Origin of the sequence: Duganella margarita (assembly GCF_009857535.1) — a bacterium.
Lineage (GTDB): Bacteria > Pseudomonadota > Gammaproteobacteria > Burkholderiales > Burkholderiaceae_D > Rugamonas > Rugamonas margarita.
On sequence record NZ_WWCS01000005.1, the window covers coordinates 242,781 to 257,458 of the forward strand.

A 14,678-nucleotide genomic window follows, 5' to 3' on the forward strand; every position below is an offset into this window, starting at 1 on the left:
GGCAACTTGCTGTAGCGGATTGCTTTTTTGCAATAATCGATAATTTGAATGAATAATACCTCAGCCCAGTCCCGCGCCAGCACTGTCTTTATCCACAGCCTGATTTTTCTGTTTCCGTTCCTGCTGCTGATTACCCGCTTCGGTGTCGGCCTGTGCAGCTTCGCCTTCCTGATTGCGGCCATCGTGTATCGGCGCGAAGGCTGGCCGGCGCTGGTGCGCCATCTTACTGAGATTCGCGGGGTATTGATAGCCTTTGGCGCGCTATTGCTGCTGGCGATATTGTGGAGCCTGCTGAGCGGCGATGGCCGCCTGCGCGACCTGGAAAAACCGTTCCGCATGCTGGCTGCCAGCACCGTCATGCTGACCATGCTGGCCTGCCGTCCCAGCCGCAAGGCGCTGTGGTGGGGCCTGATCGCCGGCGCCATGGCCGGCGCCGTGTTCATTGCCTACCAGCGCTGGTTCATGGGCATCGACCGTCCGGGCGGCCTGATTAATTCGATCACGTTTGGCGACATCATGCTGTGCATGGGCCTGATGTGCCTGGCCGGCACGCTGGACTTCGCCGGCCGCAGCGCCATCTGGCCCGGCCTCGGCGCGCTGGCCGGCCTGGTCGGCTCGGTGGCGACCGGCACGCGCGGCGGCTGGATCGCCATTGTCCTGGCGGCATTGTTGTTAGGACGCTACGGTCACGTGTTGCGCGGCCGCTGGCGCAAGCTGCTGGCGCTGCTGGCGCTGGTGTTATTGGTCAGCACGTATTTCATTCCGCAGACCGGCACCCGCGAACGCATCGACCAGGGCATCAACGATGTGCACCAGTATTTCAATGGCGGCGAGACCTTTACCAACATCGGCATCCGCTTCGAGCTGTGGCGCAGCGCGCTGCAACTGATCGAGCGCCGCCCGCTGCTGGGCGCCAGCATTCCCACCGCCAGACGAGAGATGGAAGAACTGGTGGCCCAGCACCGCGCCCATCCTTACGTGCTGGAGTTTGAACACTTCCACAACGATATCCTGCAGGCGCTGGTGTTCGGCGGCGTGGTCGGCCTGCTGGTCTGGGGTTCCACGCTGGTGGCGCCGTTCGTTTTCTTCCTGCGCCAGATGCAGCGCGGCGGCGGCGCCCGCAACGCGCCGGCGCTGGCCGGCATGCTGCTGGTGCTGAGCTATTTCAGCTTCGGCCTGACCGAAGTGATTTTCTGGTCGGTGCGCAGCTGCATGTTCTATTCCATGATGCTGTTCCTGCTGGCCGGCCTGTGCCTGAACGCCAAAGAGGAAGCACCGTGAGCCAGCCGCGCACCCTGATCATTTCGCCCAACTGGATCGGCGATGCGGTCATGGCGCAGCCGCTGCTGCAACTGCTGCGCGCCGCCCACCCGGAACGGCCGATTGACGTGCTGGCGCCACCGGCGGTGTCGCCGGTATGGCGCCAGGCGGCCGAGGTGGACGAGGTGCTGGAAACGCCGTTCCGCCACGGCGCCTTGCAGCTCAGGCAGCGCTGGCAGTTTGCCCGCCTGCTGCGCAAGCGCGGTTACGTCGATGCCTACATCCTGCCCAACACCATCAAGTACGCATTGATCCCGTGGCTGGCCGGGATTAAAAAACGCGTCGGCTACAAGGGCGAGAGCCGCTACGGCATGATCAACGTCATGCACCACGACGAGGTGCCGCAGCGGCCGATGGTGCCGTTCTATGCCGCGCTGGCCAGGCCGCCGGTGACGGTGCAGGGCCCCGGCCTGCGCGCCGCCTTGCCGCGTCCGCGCCTGGTCTCCAGTGACGCGCAAATCGCCGCCGTGTGCCAGCGGCTCGGCATCGATCCGGCGCGGCCGCTGGTGGCGCTGGCGCCCGGCGCGGAATTCGGCGCCGCCAAGCGCTGGCCGGCGCAGCATTTCGCCGGCCTCGCCAAGGCGGTGCTGGCACGCGAGCCGTCGACCCAGATCGCCTTGCTTGGTTCACCCAAGGACCACGCGGCCTGCGCCGAGGTGGCGGCGGGCCTGCCGGACGGCGCGGCGGTATTCAACCTGGCCGGCGCCACCAGCCTGGCGGAGGCGATTGCGCTGATCGCGCGCGCCGCCGCCGTGGTGGCCAACGATTCCGGCTTGCTGCACATCGCCTCGGCGCTGAACCGGCCGGTGCTGGCGCTGTACGGCCCGACCGACCCCGATCACGCGCCGCCGTTTTCGGACCTGGCGGCGTCGATTTCGCTGCGGCTCGATTGCTCGCCGTGCAAGCAGCGCGAATGCCCGCTCGGCCATCACGACTGCATGGTCAAGCTGACGCCGGATCTGGCCTGGCAGCGCCTGCAGCCGATGCTGGCGGCGAGCTAAGCCGCGCAACATGACCGGCGGAATTACTGTATAAAGCGGTAAGCACAACGCCGGTTGCCAGCTTATGTTCAAGCGTCTTTCCATCACTTTCTGGGCCACCGTGTTTGTCACGGTGGTGTGCCTGTCGCTGGTCGGCGTCGATGTCTGGCGCAGCCTCAACGCCCGCAGCGCACAGCTGCTGGAAAAAGAACGGCAGGGCGCCAACCTGGCGCGCGCCATGGCGCAGCAGGCCGACGACACCATCAAGGCGGCCGACATCGCGCTGGCCGATATGGTCGAACGCATCGAGTCGGACGGCCAGGCGGCGCCCGCGCTGGCGCGGGTGCAGCGGCAGATGCAGGCGCAGGTGGCCAATCTGCCGCAGCTGGTGGGACTGTTTGTCTACGACGACAGCGGCCGCTGGATCGTCAACTCGCGCGGCGTGCTGAGCCAGGCCTACAACAATGCCGACCGCGAATATTTCATCTATCACCGCACCCACACGGAACGCGGCCCGCATGTCGGCCGGCCGGTGATCAGCCGCTCCAGCGGCAAGTGGATCCTGCCGGTGTCGCGCCGCCTGAACCGGGCGGACGGCAGCTTCGGCGGCGTGGTGCTGGCCACGCTGGACATCGAATACTTCCGCCGCTTCTACGAAAGCTTCGACCTCGGCGCGCGCGGCGCGGTGGCGCTGCTGTCCAACGACGGCACGCTGCTGCTGCGCCAGCCGTTCGACAGCGGCCGGGTCGGCAGCAGCATGCGCGACAGCGAATTGTTCCGCCACTATGCGGCGGCGTCCGGCGCGGCGCGCACCGGCAGCGCCTTCTTCCGTTCCTTCCACGATGACGAGGTGCGGCTCAACAGCTTCCGGCCGCTGGCGCACTATCCGCTGTTTGTCACGGCCGCCCTGTCGCGCGAGGAGATGCTGGAGAACTGGCGGCGCGATACGTTCACGCGGTCGATCGGGGTGGTGGTGCTGGCCGCGCTGCTGGGCTTTTTCGGCAAGCGGCTGGTGGACCAGATCAAGCTGCGCGCGCAGGCCGAGGCCGAGCTGCGCCAGGCGCGCGATGCGCTCGAGAGCGCCAACCGCACGCTGGAACGGCAGGCCATGTCGGACGGGCTGACCGGGCTGGCCAACCGGCGCCAGTTCGATGTCACGCTGGGCAATGAATTCAGCCGGGCGATGCGGCATGCCGATACGCTGGCGTTCATCATGATCGATGTCGATTACTTCAAGCAGTACAACGATCTGTACGGCCACAGTGCCGGCGACGAGGTGCTGCGCGCCGTGAGCAAGCTGATTCGCGCGCTGACGCCCAAGCGGCCCGGCGACCTGACGGCGCGCTATGGCGGCGAGGAGGTCGGCATCCTGTTGCCGCATACCGATCTGGCCGGCGCGCAGGCGGTGGCCGAACGCATCCGCGCGGCGGTGCAGGATTTGCAGATGGCGCACCACGGCAGTCCGTTCGGCGTGGTGACGCTGAGCGCCGGCGTGGCCACCCTCGCGCCGCAGCGCGGCGTGCATGTGGCCGGCATGCTGGTGGAGGCGGCCGACAAGGCGCTGTACGTGGCCAAGTCGGCCGGGCGCAACCAGGTCAGTCGGGCCTGAGCGTCGTCCCGGCGCACGCCGCTACCCATGGAAGCTGCGCATGGCATCCTCAGCATGGGTTACCGCGTGCGCGGCAACGACGGTTAGCGCTGTTCCAGCCGCAGCAGGGCGGCGCGCGCCTCTGCCGGCGAGACGAGGTGGGCGCCGTCGAATTCGTGGTAGTGGACCGCGTAGCCTTCCTGCATCAGCCGCTGGGCGATGTCGTGGCCACGGTGTACCGGCAGCACCGCATCGTCCCTGCCGTGCACGACGGCCACGCGCGGCTGTCCTTCGCGCCGCAACGGCGCCATGTAGCCGGGCGAGAACGCCAGCACGTCGCGGAACAGGTGGCCGTTCATCAGGCCCACCGACAGCGCGTACGAGGCGCCGTCGGAAAAGCCGGCCAGCGCCATCGCCTGTGCGTCCACCTGGTAGCGCTGCATGGTCCACAGCAGCGCGCGGTCGAGGAAGGCCAGGTCGGCGCCGAAGCCGCCGCGCAGCATGTCCCAGCTGGTCGACAGCGCCTCCGGCATCAGCAGCAGCGCGCCGTGGCGCATCGCGTGCGCCAGCGCCAGCTGGTCGCCGCCGCCATGCTGGCCGCCGGCGCCGTGCAGCCAGACCAGCAGGTGCAGCGGCTGGCCGCCGGCGCCGCTGCCCGAGTCCAGATGCGGCGGCACATGCAGCACCGCCTTGCGGCCGTCACTGAACGCCAGCTGGTGCGTGCCGCAGTCCAGCGCCGGCTGGCGCTGGTGGGGAATTTGCCGCAGCAGGTCGGGCCGCGCATGCAGGCGGCCGTCGGCGTAGGGTGGGGGCGCCGCTACTGGCGCCGGCGTGGTCAGAAATCCTCCCCGGTGCGGCCGAAGTCACAGAATCGCATGGTGATACCCTCCCGATGAGCAGGTCAAAGTTGTAGGCTGGCTGCGCGCATGCGATTCAGTGTAGCGAAGTTTTCCGGCGCGGCCTATCTGGTTCCGACGATTGCAGCCGGCCGGCACGCCGTGATGCACTGCTGCAACAATATATTATTGCCCCGGAAATGTTTTCATGGCTTAATGTTCCGTTCCACATGCGCGGACGGCGATCCTGTCCATGCATTCATGTAGTTACATAAATCGGGAGAGAAATACTATGCAGGGACAACACCTGTTGCGCGCGCTGGTCAGCGCCGCCCTCGCCGCCGGCCTCAGCGCCGCCGCCGTGGCCGCACCTGCGGCGGCCACCACGCCGGCTGCCGCCAGCATCTACAACCAGCCGCCGAAAGAGATCCTCGACGTGATGCGCGCCGCAGCGCCGCCGTTGCCGTCGCTCAGTCCGACCCGCGACAAGCTGATGCTGGTGACCATGCAGGACTATCCGTCGATCGCCAAGGTGGCGACGCCGTTCCTGCGCCTGGCCGGCGTGCGCATCGAACCGGGCAACCACAGCCAGCACGACACGCCGGGCGGCTACGGCATTCCGCCGTGCGTCAGCGCCATCGATCTGGTGCAGGTGGACAGCGGCAAGAGCATCGCCGTCAAGTTGCCGGCCGCTGCCGATGCCTGCCCGCGCCGTCCGGTATGGAGCGCCGACGGCCAACGCTTCGTATTTGAAAACGTCACTACCGATGCGGTAGAACTGTGGGTGGGCGACGCCAGGAGCGGCGCCGTCCGCCGTCTGCCGGGCGTGCGCCTGAACCAGATGTTCGGCGACCAGCTGCATTGGATGCCGGACCAGAAAACGCTGCTGGTCAAGCAGGTCGTCGCGCGCAAGGCGCCGCCGGCCGAAGCGCCGGGCTCGGAAGGGCCGGGTATCCAGGAGTCGCTGGGCCAGAAAGGCCAGAGCAGCACCTATGAAAACCGCGACACGCTGCGCAACCGTCACGACGAAGCACTGTTCAACTACTACGGCACTTCGCAGCTGGCGCTGGTGGATGTCGCCACCGGCAAGATCACCCCGGTCGGCAAGCCCGGCCTGTATGAAGACCTGTCGATCGCGCCCGATGGCCGCCATGTGGTGGTGACCGAGATCCGTCCACCGTATTCCTACGTCACCACGTTTGACCGTTTCCCGAAACAGGTCGACCTGTGGGATCTGGCCCAGCGTCCGGGCAAGGACGGCAATCCGGTGGTGCGCGAAATCGCCGCGCTGCCGCTGGCCGACCGCGTGCCCAACCGCGGCGTGCCGACCGGTCCGCGCAACTTCACCTGGCGTCCGACCGAGGCCGCCACGCTGGTGTGGGTCGAAGCGGTCGACGGTGGCGATCCGAACGTCAAGGCGAGCGAACGCGACAAGCTGATGCTGCTGAAGGCGCCGTTCACCGCCGCGCCGGTCGAACTGACCCGCACCGAGCAGCGCTTCGGCGGCCTGTCCTGGAGCGAGCAGCCTGACGTAGCGCTGCTGACCGACTACGACGTCAACCGCAAGTGGGTGCGCACCTGGCAAATCAATGTCGACGACGCGGGCAATTCGCGCCGCCTGATCTGGGACCAGTCGAGCGACGAGAAGTATGCCAATCCGGGCCAGCCGGTGCACCGCCGCCTGCCGAACGGCTTCTCGGTGATCCGCCTGCAGGGCGACACCATCTACCTGTCCGGCGCCGGTTCGTCGCCGGATGGCGACCGTCCGTTCCTCGACAAGTTCGACCTGAAAACGCAGCAGAAGGAGCGCCTGTTCCGCAGCAGCAAAACCTCGTATGAACAGTTCATCGGCTTCGCCGGCCCCGGCGAAGGCCGCCTGCTGACCTGGTCGCAGTCGCCGGAAGAGACGCCGAACGCCTTCGTCCGCACCCTGGGCGCCAGCACCACCGCCGAGGCCGGTGAGCCGACTTACGCTTCGTCCAGCGTGGCGCTGACCCATCTGGTCGATCCGGTCCCGCAAGTGCGCCAGATCAAGAAGCGTCTGGTGAAATACAAGCGCGCCGACGGCATCGACCTGTCGTTCACGCTGTACACGCCGCCGGGCTACAAGGAAGGCACGCCGCTGCCGACCATCCTCAACGCGTATCCGATGGACTTTGCGGATGCGTCCAAGGCCGGCCAGACCACCGGTTCGCAAGCCACCTTCACCCGTCTGCGCCAGTACCGTCTGCTGCTGTTGTCGGGCTATGCGATTATCGACAGCGCCGCCTTCCCGATCGTCGGCGATCCGCGCAAGGCGTATGACACCTATACCGAACAGCTGGTCGCCAACGCCAAGGCTGCGGTGGATGAGGCGGTCCGTCTGGGCGTGACCGATCCGAACCGCGTCGGCGTGACGGGCCACAGCCACGGCGCGCTGATGACCGCCAATCTGCTGGCGCATTCGGATCTGTTCCGTGCCGGCGCCGCCACCAGCGGTTCGTACAACAAGTCGCTGACGCCGTTCGGTTTCCAGAACGAGCGCCGCTCGGTGTGGGAAGCGCCGGACGTCTATACCAAGGCGTCGACCTTCTTCTATGCCGACAAGCTGAAGACGCCGTTGCTGATCGTGCACGGCGGTGACGACGCCAACCCGGGCACTACGCCGCTGCAATCGGTCAAGCTGTTTGAAGCGATCCGCGGCAACGGCGGCGTGACCCGCCTGGTGATGCTGCCGCACGAGCCGCACTGGTACGCCGCGCGCGAGTCGAACGAACAGCTGATCTATGAAATGCTGCGCTGGTTCGACAAGTATGTGAAGGATGCGCCGCCCAAGCAGTAATCAGCCAGGGAAAAAATCCGGAGCCAGGCGCTCTCATGCCGGTCAGTTAAGCTGAGATTTCACGTTGTCATTCCCGCGCAAGCGGGAAGCCATCGTGCGCCTGCAGGGCCAACGCGGCATGGGTTCCCGCTTGCGCGGGAACGACGTTGCCAAATTGCCATCGAGCGATGCGCTCCGGATCTTGTTGTGTGCTGCGTCGGCCGCGACGAAGACGCCCTGAAGTGCAGGGGCAGGTCGGCGCCACCTGCCGGGGGAAATCAGCGGCCGGCCAGCGGCGGCGCCGATTTGTGGGTATAGGACATCAGTTCCCAGCTGTCGCGGCTGTACAAGCGGCCCTGGGCGTCGGCGTCCTGGTACTCCAGCTTGACGTAGTTGCTGAGGGTCGGCACGAACCACACGGTCTCGCTCAGCTTGCCGCCGATCTTGCTGGCGTCGTTGACGTCGGCGTACTGCGCCTCGACCACGATCTTCAGCGCCTCGAACTCGCCGGCCGGCACCCGCACTTTTTCCCAGTCCACCACCTTGCCCTTGATCGCATAGCGCCATTGCTTGCCGGCCTTGCTGTTGTCGCCGACAACCTCGTTGCTCCATTCGGCGCCGGGCGCCAGCGGGAACACGTAGCGCGTAAACGACGGCGCAAAGTGCATGCCGCCGCGCTCGACCGGATTCATTTCGGGGGTGAACAACTGCGTGCTGATCAGGGCGCCGCTGGCGGCGCGCTTGATCGCCACGTGGACGCCGGCGTCATCGATCGCCGCCACCTCCATGCGGTTGATGTTGCCCTTGGCGCCTTTCCACACATCGGTGTACTGATAAGTCCACGAATCGCCGACCACCGGCGACGGGGCCGGCACCGCGTCGTGGCTGGCTGCCTGCGCGAGTGCGCACGGCAGGATGAAACAGAGCACTGCAAACGAACGTTTGATGGTCATGCTGTCTCCTTTATTGTGATTTGTGCATTGAATATAGCACAAGGTTGGAGCAGTGCAAGGGCCATGCAGCGCCGTAAAATCGTGTCAAAAAGTTTGAACCGCTTGCGCGCCAGGGACGAATAGCAAGGTGTCCGCCCGTTTTACGCGGTATCCCACCTATCCACTGAAAGGAATCACCATGCGCGCATTTCACCTGACTCTGACCGCAATCCCTCTGGCCCTTGCGCTCGCCCTGAGCGCCTGCGGCGGCGGCAGCGACACCGATACCGCCGCCGTCACGCCGCCCTCGACCACGCCGCCGGTCACCACGCCGCCGGTCACGACCCCGCCGGTGACCACGCCGCCTGCCACCAGCAGCAACGACCTGGCCTCGTTCGCGGTGGCCTGGGCCAGCTTCCAGATGCTGGAATCGGTACAGGCGCTGCAGCTGACCGCCGGCGGCACCGGCAACTGCGGCGCCGGCGGCACCACCGCCTACGATGCGGCCAAGGCCACGCAGACGCTGAATCGTTGCAAGCTGAACGAAATGCCCTACCAGCTGTACAGCGGCACCAGCACCGTCAAGCAATTGACCGCCAACCCCGACCACACGCTGGTGGTGGCGCAGCTGACCGCGCCGGCGATCGACGTGCTGGACACCGACGGCGCGCTGGAATTCAAGCTGGTCGGCGGCGACATCAACGGCACCATGCAGGACAACGGCAGCGACGACAGCTACTTCTACACCTCGACCCAGCTGCAATTCCGCGCCGGCGCGTCGACCAGCTACACCATCAGCAACGCCGGCAGTACCTCGACCGTGATCGCCTTCGCCGCCGGCAAGCCGGAGCGCAGCACCAACAACCTGGTGTACACCGTCAGCAACGGCAAGGACAGCTGGCAGGTCAGCGTGATGAGCCCGGTGCATGAAGCCGGCGACAACCGCCCCGACCGCGGCCAGCTGATGATTACCCGCCTCGGCGCCACGCAGGCGTTGCAGGCTGTGTTGGGCAGCAACGGCGTGACCCTGTCCGGCGGCGAGCAGAACCAGACCCAGACCTACGGCTGGACCGACGCCAGCCTGCGCGCCGCCATCGCGACCGCCACGCAGTAAGTCAGGCTACCAGCGCATGGTCTGGATAAAGTCGGCGAAGGCGCGCAGCGGTGCCGGCAGATAGCGGCGGCCGGGGTAGTACAGCGACGGCCCGCTAAAGGCCGGCCACCAGCGCTCCAGCACCGGCGCCAGTTCGCCGCGGTCCATATAGGGGCGCAGCCAGTCCTCGAACAGGTAGATCAGGCCGCTGCCGGCCAGCGCCGCATCGACCGCCAGATCGGCGCCGGCGCCCAGGCTGACGATCAGCGGGCCGGCCGGCTCGATCACCACGGTGCGGCCCTTGTTGCTGAATTCCCAGGCCGGCATGGCGCCGCTGGAAAAGCGTCCGCGCAGGCAGATGTGCTGCAGCAGATCCTGCGGCTTCTTCGGCAGCCCATGCTGCTGCAGATAGGCCGGCGACGCCGCCAGCGCCATGCGCTGCGTGCGCGGGCCGATCGGCAGCGCCACCATGTCCTGCTCCATGCGCTCGCCGTAGCGGATGCCGGCGTCGCAGCCCGAGCGCAGCAGGTCGACAAAGCTGTCTTCCACCGTGACCTCGACGCAGATCTCCGGATACGCCGCCATAAAGGGAGGCAGGATGCGCGGCAGGATCAGCTTGGACGCACTCAGAGGCACGTTGAGGCGCAGCCGTCCGGCAGGGCGGTCGCGGAAGCCGTTCACCACATCCAGCGCCGAGGTCACCGCGTCCAGCGCCGGCGTCAGCTGTTCCAGCAGGCGCTGGCCGGCTTCGGTGGCGGCCACGCTGCGGGTAGTGCGGTGGAGCAGGCGCACGCCCAGTTGCGCCTCCAGCCGCCGCACCGCCTCGCTCAGTTGCGATGCGCTGCTGCCAGTCTGGCGCGCCGCCTCGCGAAAGCCGCCATGCGTGGCCACCGCAACGAAGGCGGCGATGTCCTGTAATTCCGCCATATTAGGATTGTCCTGTTTTCGGCACAAGCTGTGCCACTGTGATGTATTGTCGCACAGCAGAAAGCTGCCTAGACTGTGTTCATTCACTCATCCACAGGAGAACACCATGAGCACCTTTCAACTCGGCGACCTGACTGTCAACCGCATGGGCTACGGCGCGATGCAACTGGCCGGCCCGCACGTGTTCGGCCCGCCGAAGGACCGCGAGGCGGCGCTGGCGGTGCTGCGCGAAGCCGTCGCCAGCGGCATCAACCACATCGACACCAGCGATTTCTACGGCCCGCACGTCACCAACCAGCTGATCCGCGAAGCGCTGCACCCGTATGCGGACGACCTGACCATCGTCACCAAGGTCGGCGCCTTCCGCGATGCCGAAGGCGGCTGGCTGCCGGCGCAGTCGCCGCAGCAACTGGAAGCGGCCGTGCATGACAACCTGCGCAACCTCGGGCTGGACGTGCTGGACGTGGTTAACATGCGCCTGATGTTCGACGTCATGGGCCCGGCCGAAGGCGATATCGAAGCCCACGTCAGCGCGTTGGCCGGTTTGCAGCAGCGCGGCCTGATCCGCCATATCGGCATCAGCAACGCCACCGCCGCGCAAGTGCGGCAGGCGCGCAGCATAGCGCCCATCGTCTGCGTGCAGAACCAGTACAACCTGGCGCACCGCCATGACGACGCCCTGATCGATGAGCTGGCCCAAGACGGCATCGCCTACGTGCCGTTCTTCCCGCTGGGCGGTTTCTCGCCGCTGCAATCGTCGCAGCTGGCCGAGGTGGCGGCCGAATTGGACGCTACGCCGATGCAAGTGGCGCTGGCCTGGCTGCTGCAAAGGGCGCCGAACATCCTGCTGATTCCCGGCACGTCCTCGGTTGCCCACCTGCGCCAGAATATCGCCGCCGCCACGCTGGTGCTGCCGCCGGATGCGCTGCGCAAGCTGGACAGCATCAAGGGCTGAAAACGCCTTCCACATTGTGAGATGCGGCATGGTGGACCGCCGCATCTTTTTTTCCATTTTTTGAAAAGGCGTTTCACATCAAGAAAATTGCGGGCTATCTCATTGAAAATGAACGAATAAATTTAACTTATATGTCTTATATAAGACTTGGTGCAACGCATCAGAATGTCCTACTATTTAGTCATACGGTTTTGCTTATTTGTGTTTTTCTTTAGGAGATAAAAATGTCCCAGTACCAAGACGACATCAAGGCAGTTGGCGCTTTGAAAGAGCAACAAGGTTCCGCCTGGAACGCCATCAATCCCGAGTCCGCCGCCCGCATGCGTGCGCAGAACAAATTCAAAACCGGCCTGGACATTGCCAAATACACCGCCGCCATCATGCGCGCCGACATGGCCGCCTACGACGCCGATCCGAGCAAATACACCCAGTCGCTGGGCTGCTGGCACGGTTTCATCGGCCAGCAAAAAATGATCTCGATTAAGAAGCACTTCAACAGCACCGACCGCCGCTACCTGTATCTGTCGGGCTGGATGGTCGCTGCGCTGCGCTCGGAATTCGGTCCGCTGCCGGACCAGTCGATGCACGAAAAAACCGCTGTCTCGGCGCTGATCAAAGAGCTGTACACCTTCCTGCGCCAGGCCGATGCGCGCGAGCTGGGCGGCCTGTTCCGCCAGCTGGACGCCGCCGACGGCCCGGCCAAAGCCGCCATCCAGGACAAGATCGACAACCACGTCACGCACGTGGTGCCGATCATCGCCGACATCGACGCCGGTTTCGGCAATGCGGAAGCGACCTATCTGCTGGCCAAGCAGTTCATCGAAGCGGGCGCCTGCTGCATCCAGATCGAAAACCAGGTGTCGGACGAGAAGCAATGCGGTCACCAGGACGGCAAGGTCACCGTGCCGCATGAAGACTTCCTGGCCAAGATCCGCGCCATCCGCTACGCCTTCCTGGAGCTCGGCGTGGACAACGGCATCATCGTCGCCCGCACCGACTCGCTGGGCGCCGGCCTGACCAAGCAGATCGCCGTCACCGCCGAGCCGGGCGATCTGGGCGATCAGTACAACGCCTTCCTCGACTGCGAAGAAGTGTCGGCCGATGCGCTGGGCAATGGCGACGTCATCATCAAACGCGAAGGCAAGCTGCTGCGTCCCAAGCGCCTGCCGAGCAACCTGTTCCAGTTCCGCGCCGGCAGCGGCGAAGCGCGCTGCGTGCTGGATTGCATCACCTCGCTGCAAAACGGCGCCGATCTGCTGTGGATCGAAACCGAAAAACCGCACATCGCGCAAATCGGCGGCATGGTCAGCGAAATCCGCAAGGTCATCCCGAACGCCAAGCTGGTGTACAACAACAGCCCATCGTTCAACTGGACGCTGAACTTCCGCCAGCAGGTGTACGACGCCTTCAAGGCCGAAGGCAAGGACGTCTCCGCCTACGAGCGTACCCAGCTGATGAGCGTGGAATACGACGAGACCGAGCTGGCCAAAGTGGCCGACGAAAAGATCCGCACCTTCCAGGCCGACGCCGCGCGCGAAGCGGGCATCTTCCACCACCTGATCACGCTGCCGACCTACCACACCGCCGCGCTGTCGACCGACAACCTGGCCAAGGACTACTTCGGCGACCAGGGCATGCTGGGCTACGTGGCCGGCGTGCAGCGCAAGGAAATCCGCCAGGGCATCGCCTGCGTCAAGCACCAGAACATGTCCGGCTCGGACATCGGCGACGACCACAAGGACTACTTCAGCGGCGAAGCAGCGCTGAAAGCGGCCGGCAAAGACAACACGATGAACCAGTTCTAAACACCGGTTCACGCACCACTTCAAGCTCGCCTCGGCGGGCTTTTTTTATGCAGTAAGATAGCGCTGCCGCGCGACGTGTGCGGGAAAATCAGGAAAGGTCCGATCCATGAAATCAGTATTATTCTTGAAGTCCGCGCTGGTGACGTTGGCGGTGGCGCCGATGCTGCTGTCGGTGCCGGCACAGGCCCAGGCGCCGTCGGCGGCGGTGACCGCGGCGGTCGCCGATAAGGCGCGGCCGGGAAAAGATATGCAACAGGATGCGGTGCGCCATCCGGCCGAACTGGTCGCGTTCGCCAAAGTGAAGGCGGGCGATGTGGTGGTCGATGTCTGGCCGGGCGGCGGCTACTGGTCGCGCCTGTTTTCCACGGTGGTTGGTCCCAAGGGCAAGGTGTACGCCTATGTGCCGGCCGAGATCACCGGCTTCAAGTCCGATCCGCTGGCGCTGGCCAAAGCCATCTCCACCGAAGCGGGACACGGCAATGTCGAGGCGACTTCTTACCCGGCCGGCGAGCAGCCGGCAGCCGATATGGTCAACAAGGTGGATGTGGTCTGGACCTTCGAGAACTACCATGACCTGCACGACAGCTTCATGAAAGGCGCCGATGTGAACGCCTTCAACCAGGCCGTGTTCAAGCGCCTGAAACCGGGCGGCTACTACATCGTTGCCGACCATGCCGCCGCTGCCGGAACCGGCTTGAAAAACATCGAAGACCTGCACCGCATCGATCCGGCCACGGTGAAAGCCGAAGTGGAAAAAGCCGGCTTTGTGCTCGATGGCGAAAGCACCGTGCTGGCCGTCGCCGGCGACGACCACCAGCTGAAAATCTTCGATCCGGCCATACGCGGCAAGACCGACCGTTTCGTACTGCGCTTCAAAAAGCCCTGACGCATGACGCGGAATCGCTTGTGGTACTGCGGGATCACGTTGGCAGTCATCGCGGTCGGCCTGGCGTCGCGGCGCTTTCCGGCGATGCTGCCCGCTGCGGCGGGCAAGTATCCGGGCGACGTGCTGTGGACCATGATGGTGTTTTTTGGTCTCGCCGTCATCTGGCCGAGGCTAGGCGTGATGCGGCTGACCGTTGCTGCGCTGGCGATTTCGTATGCGGTGGAGTTCAGCCAGCTGTACCAGGCGCCGTGGATCAATGCGCTGCGCACCCATCCGCTCGGCCACCTAGTGCTGGGTTCTACCTTCAACTGGCCGGACCTGGCGGCCTACACCATCGGCGCTGTGCTGGCCATGCTGCTGGAGCTGGCCCTCAGGCGGTTTGCTGCGTGACATAACTACAACATTTGTATCGATTTGTATCAAATCTATAACGGCTAGCGCCTTGCCGCATTTAACCATTCGCTACCCGCTTGCAAGCCGCAGCACGCCGCGTTTTCCCTCTGGCGCCCGCCGCATCATGAATTTCTTTCAAGTAAAAACACTAGACTCCCAGTAA

At 65.2% G+C, this 14,678-nt stretch carries 12 protein-coding genes; 9 read left to right on the forward strand and 3 right to left on the reverse strand.

The genetic code is table 11. The features are described 5' to 3' along the window. Window positions 1-48 precede the first annotated feature (48 nt). The 3 genes from GTP55_RS10225 to GTP55_RS10235 all read left to right on the forward strand — a co-directional run bounded on the left by GTP55_RS10225 (window position 49) and on the right by GTP55_RS10235 (window position 3,909). The gene (locus GTP55_RS10225) at window positions 49-1,281 is read left to right on the forward strand and encodes an O-antigen ligase family protein (protein ID WP_161044822.1); all 1,233 of its coding nucleotides are present in this window, start codon (window positions 49-51) and stop codon (window positions 1,279-1,281) included. Further along, the gene (gene waaF / locus GTP55_RS10230; protein ID WP_161044823.1) at window positions 1,278-2,321 is read left to right on the forward strand and encodes a lipopolysaccharide heptosyltransferase II; all 1,044 of its coding nucleotides are present in this window, start codon (window positions 1,278-1,280) and stop codon (window positions 2,319-2,321) included. The genes GTP55_RS10225 and waaF overlap by 4 nt, the downstream gene beginning before the upstream one ends. Window positions 2,322-2,385: 64 nt before the next feature. Continuing rightward, window positions 2,386-3,909: a GGDEF domain-containing protein gene (locus tag GTP55_RS10235; RefSeq protein ID WP_161044824.1), complete on the forward strand. Its 1,524-nt coding sequence runs from the start codon at window positions 2,386-2,388 to the stop codon at window positions 3,907-3,909. A gap of 83 nt (window positions 3,910-3,992) precedes the next feature. On the opposite strand, the gene GTP55_RS29825 is transcribed toward GTP55_RS10235, so the two are convergent. After that, on the reverse strand, window positions 3,993-4,565 hold the full coding sequence (locus GTP55_RS29825; RefSeq protein ID WP_371868317.1) for an alpha/beta hydrolase: 573 nt from the start codon (window positions 4,563-4,565) through the stop codon (window positions 3,993-3,995). 451 nt (window positions 4,566-5,016) lie between these two features. Here GTP55_RS29825 and GTP55_RS10245 point away from each other — a divergent pair, with 451 nt between their 5' ends. Then, a complete protein-coding gene (locus GTP55_RS10245; RefSeq protein WP_161044825.1) occupies window positions 5,017-7,545 on the forward strand; it encodes a S9 family peptidase in 2,529 nt (842 codons plus the stop codon). 257 nt (window positions 7,546-7,802) lie between these two features. Here the strand turns inward: GTP55_RS10245 and GTP55_RS10250 are convergent, their stop codons facing one another. Further along, window positions 7,803-8,477: a hypothetical protein gene (locus tag GTP55_RS10250; RefSeq protein WP_161044826.1), complete on the reverse strand. Its 675-nt coding sequence runs from the start codon at window positions 8,475-8,477 to the stop codon at window positions 7,803-7,805. A gap of 178 nt (window positions 8,478-8,655) precedes the next feature. On the opposite strand from GTP55_RS10250, the gene GTP55_RS29540 reads away from it, so the two are divergent. Next, window positions 8,656-9,570, forward strand: a complete 915-nt coding sequence (locus tag GTP55_RS29540) for a hypothetical protein (protein WP_202423646.1) — start codon at window positions 8,656-8,658, stop codon at window positions 9,568-9,570. A 6-nt stretch (window positions 9,571-9,576) separates the two neighbouring features. Here GTP55_RS29540 and GTP55_RS10255 read toward each other — a convergent pair whose 3' ends face one another. Beyond that, entirely contained in the window at window positions 9,577-10,476 is a 900-nt protein-coding gene (locus tag GTP55_RS10255; RefSeq protein WP_161044827.1) for a LysR family transcriptional regulator, read from the reverse strand. A 106-nt stretch (window positions 10,477-10,582) separates the two neighbouring features. Here GTP55_RS10255 and GTP55_RS10260 point away from each other — a divergent pair, with 106 nt between their 5' ends. The 4 genes from GTP55_RS10260 to GTP55_RS10275 all read left to right on the forward strand — a co-directional run bounded on the left by GTP55_RS10260 (window position 10,583) and on the right by GTP55_RS10275 (window position 14,512). Next, window positions 10,583-11,431, forward strand: a complete 849-nt coding sequence (locus GTP55_RS10260; protein ID WP_161044828.1) for an aldo/keto reductase family oxidoreductase — start codon at window positions 10,583-10,585, stop codon at window positions 11,429-11,431. A gap of 224 nt (window positions 11,432-11,655) precedes the next feature. Then, window positions 11,656-13,236 (forward strand): isocitrate lyase, encoded by a 1,581-nt coding sequence (locus GTP55_RS10265; RefSeq protein ID WP_161044829.1) that lies wholly within the window; start codon window positions 11,656-11,658, stop codon window positions 13,234-13,236. 106 nt (window positions 13,237-13,342) lie between these two features. Then, a complete protein-coding gene (locus tag GTP55_RS10270) occupies window positions 13,343-14,122 on the forward strand; it encodes a class I SAM-dependent methyltransferase (protein WP_229257856.1) in 780 nt (259 codons plus the stop codon). Between the two features lie 3 nt (window positions 14,123-14,125). Further along, window positions 14,126-14,512, forward strand: a complete 387-nt coding sequence (locus tag GTP55_RS10275; protein WP_161044830.1) for a ribosomal maturation YjgA family protein — start codon at window positions 14,126-14,128, stop codon at window positions 14,510-14,512. Window positions 14,513-14,678 lie beyond the last annotated feature (166 nt).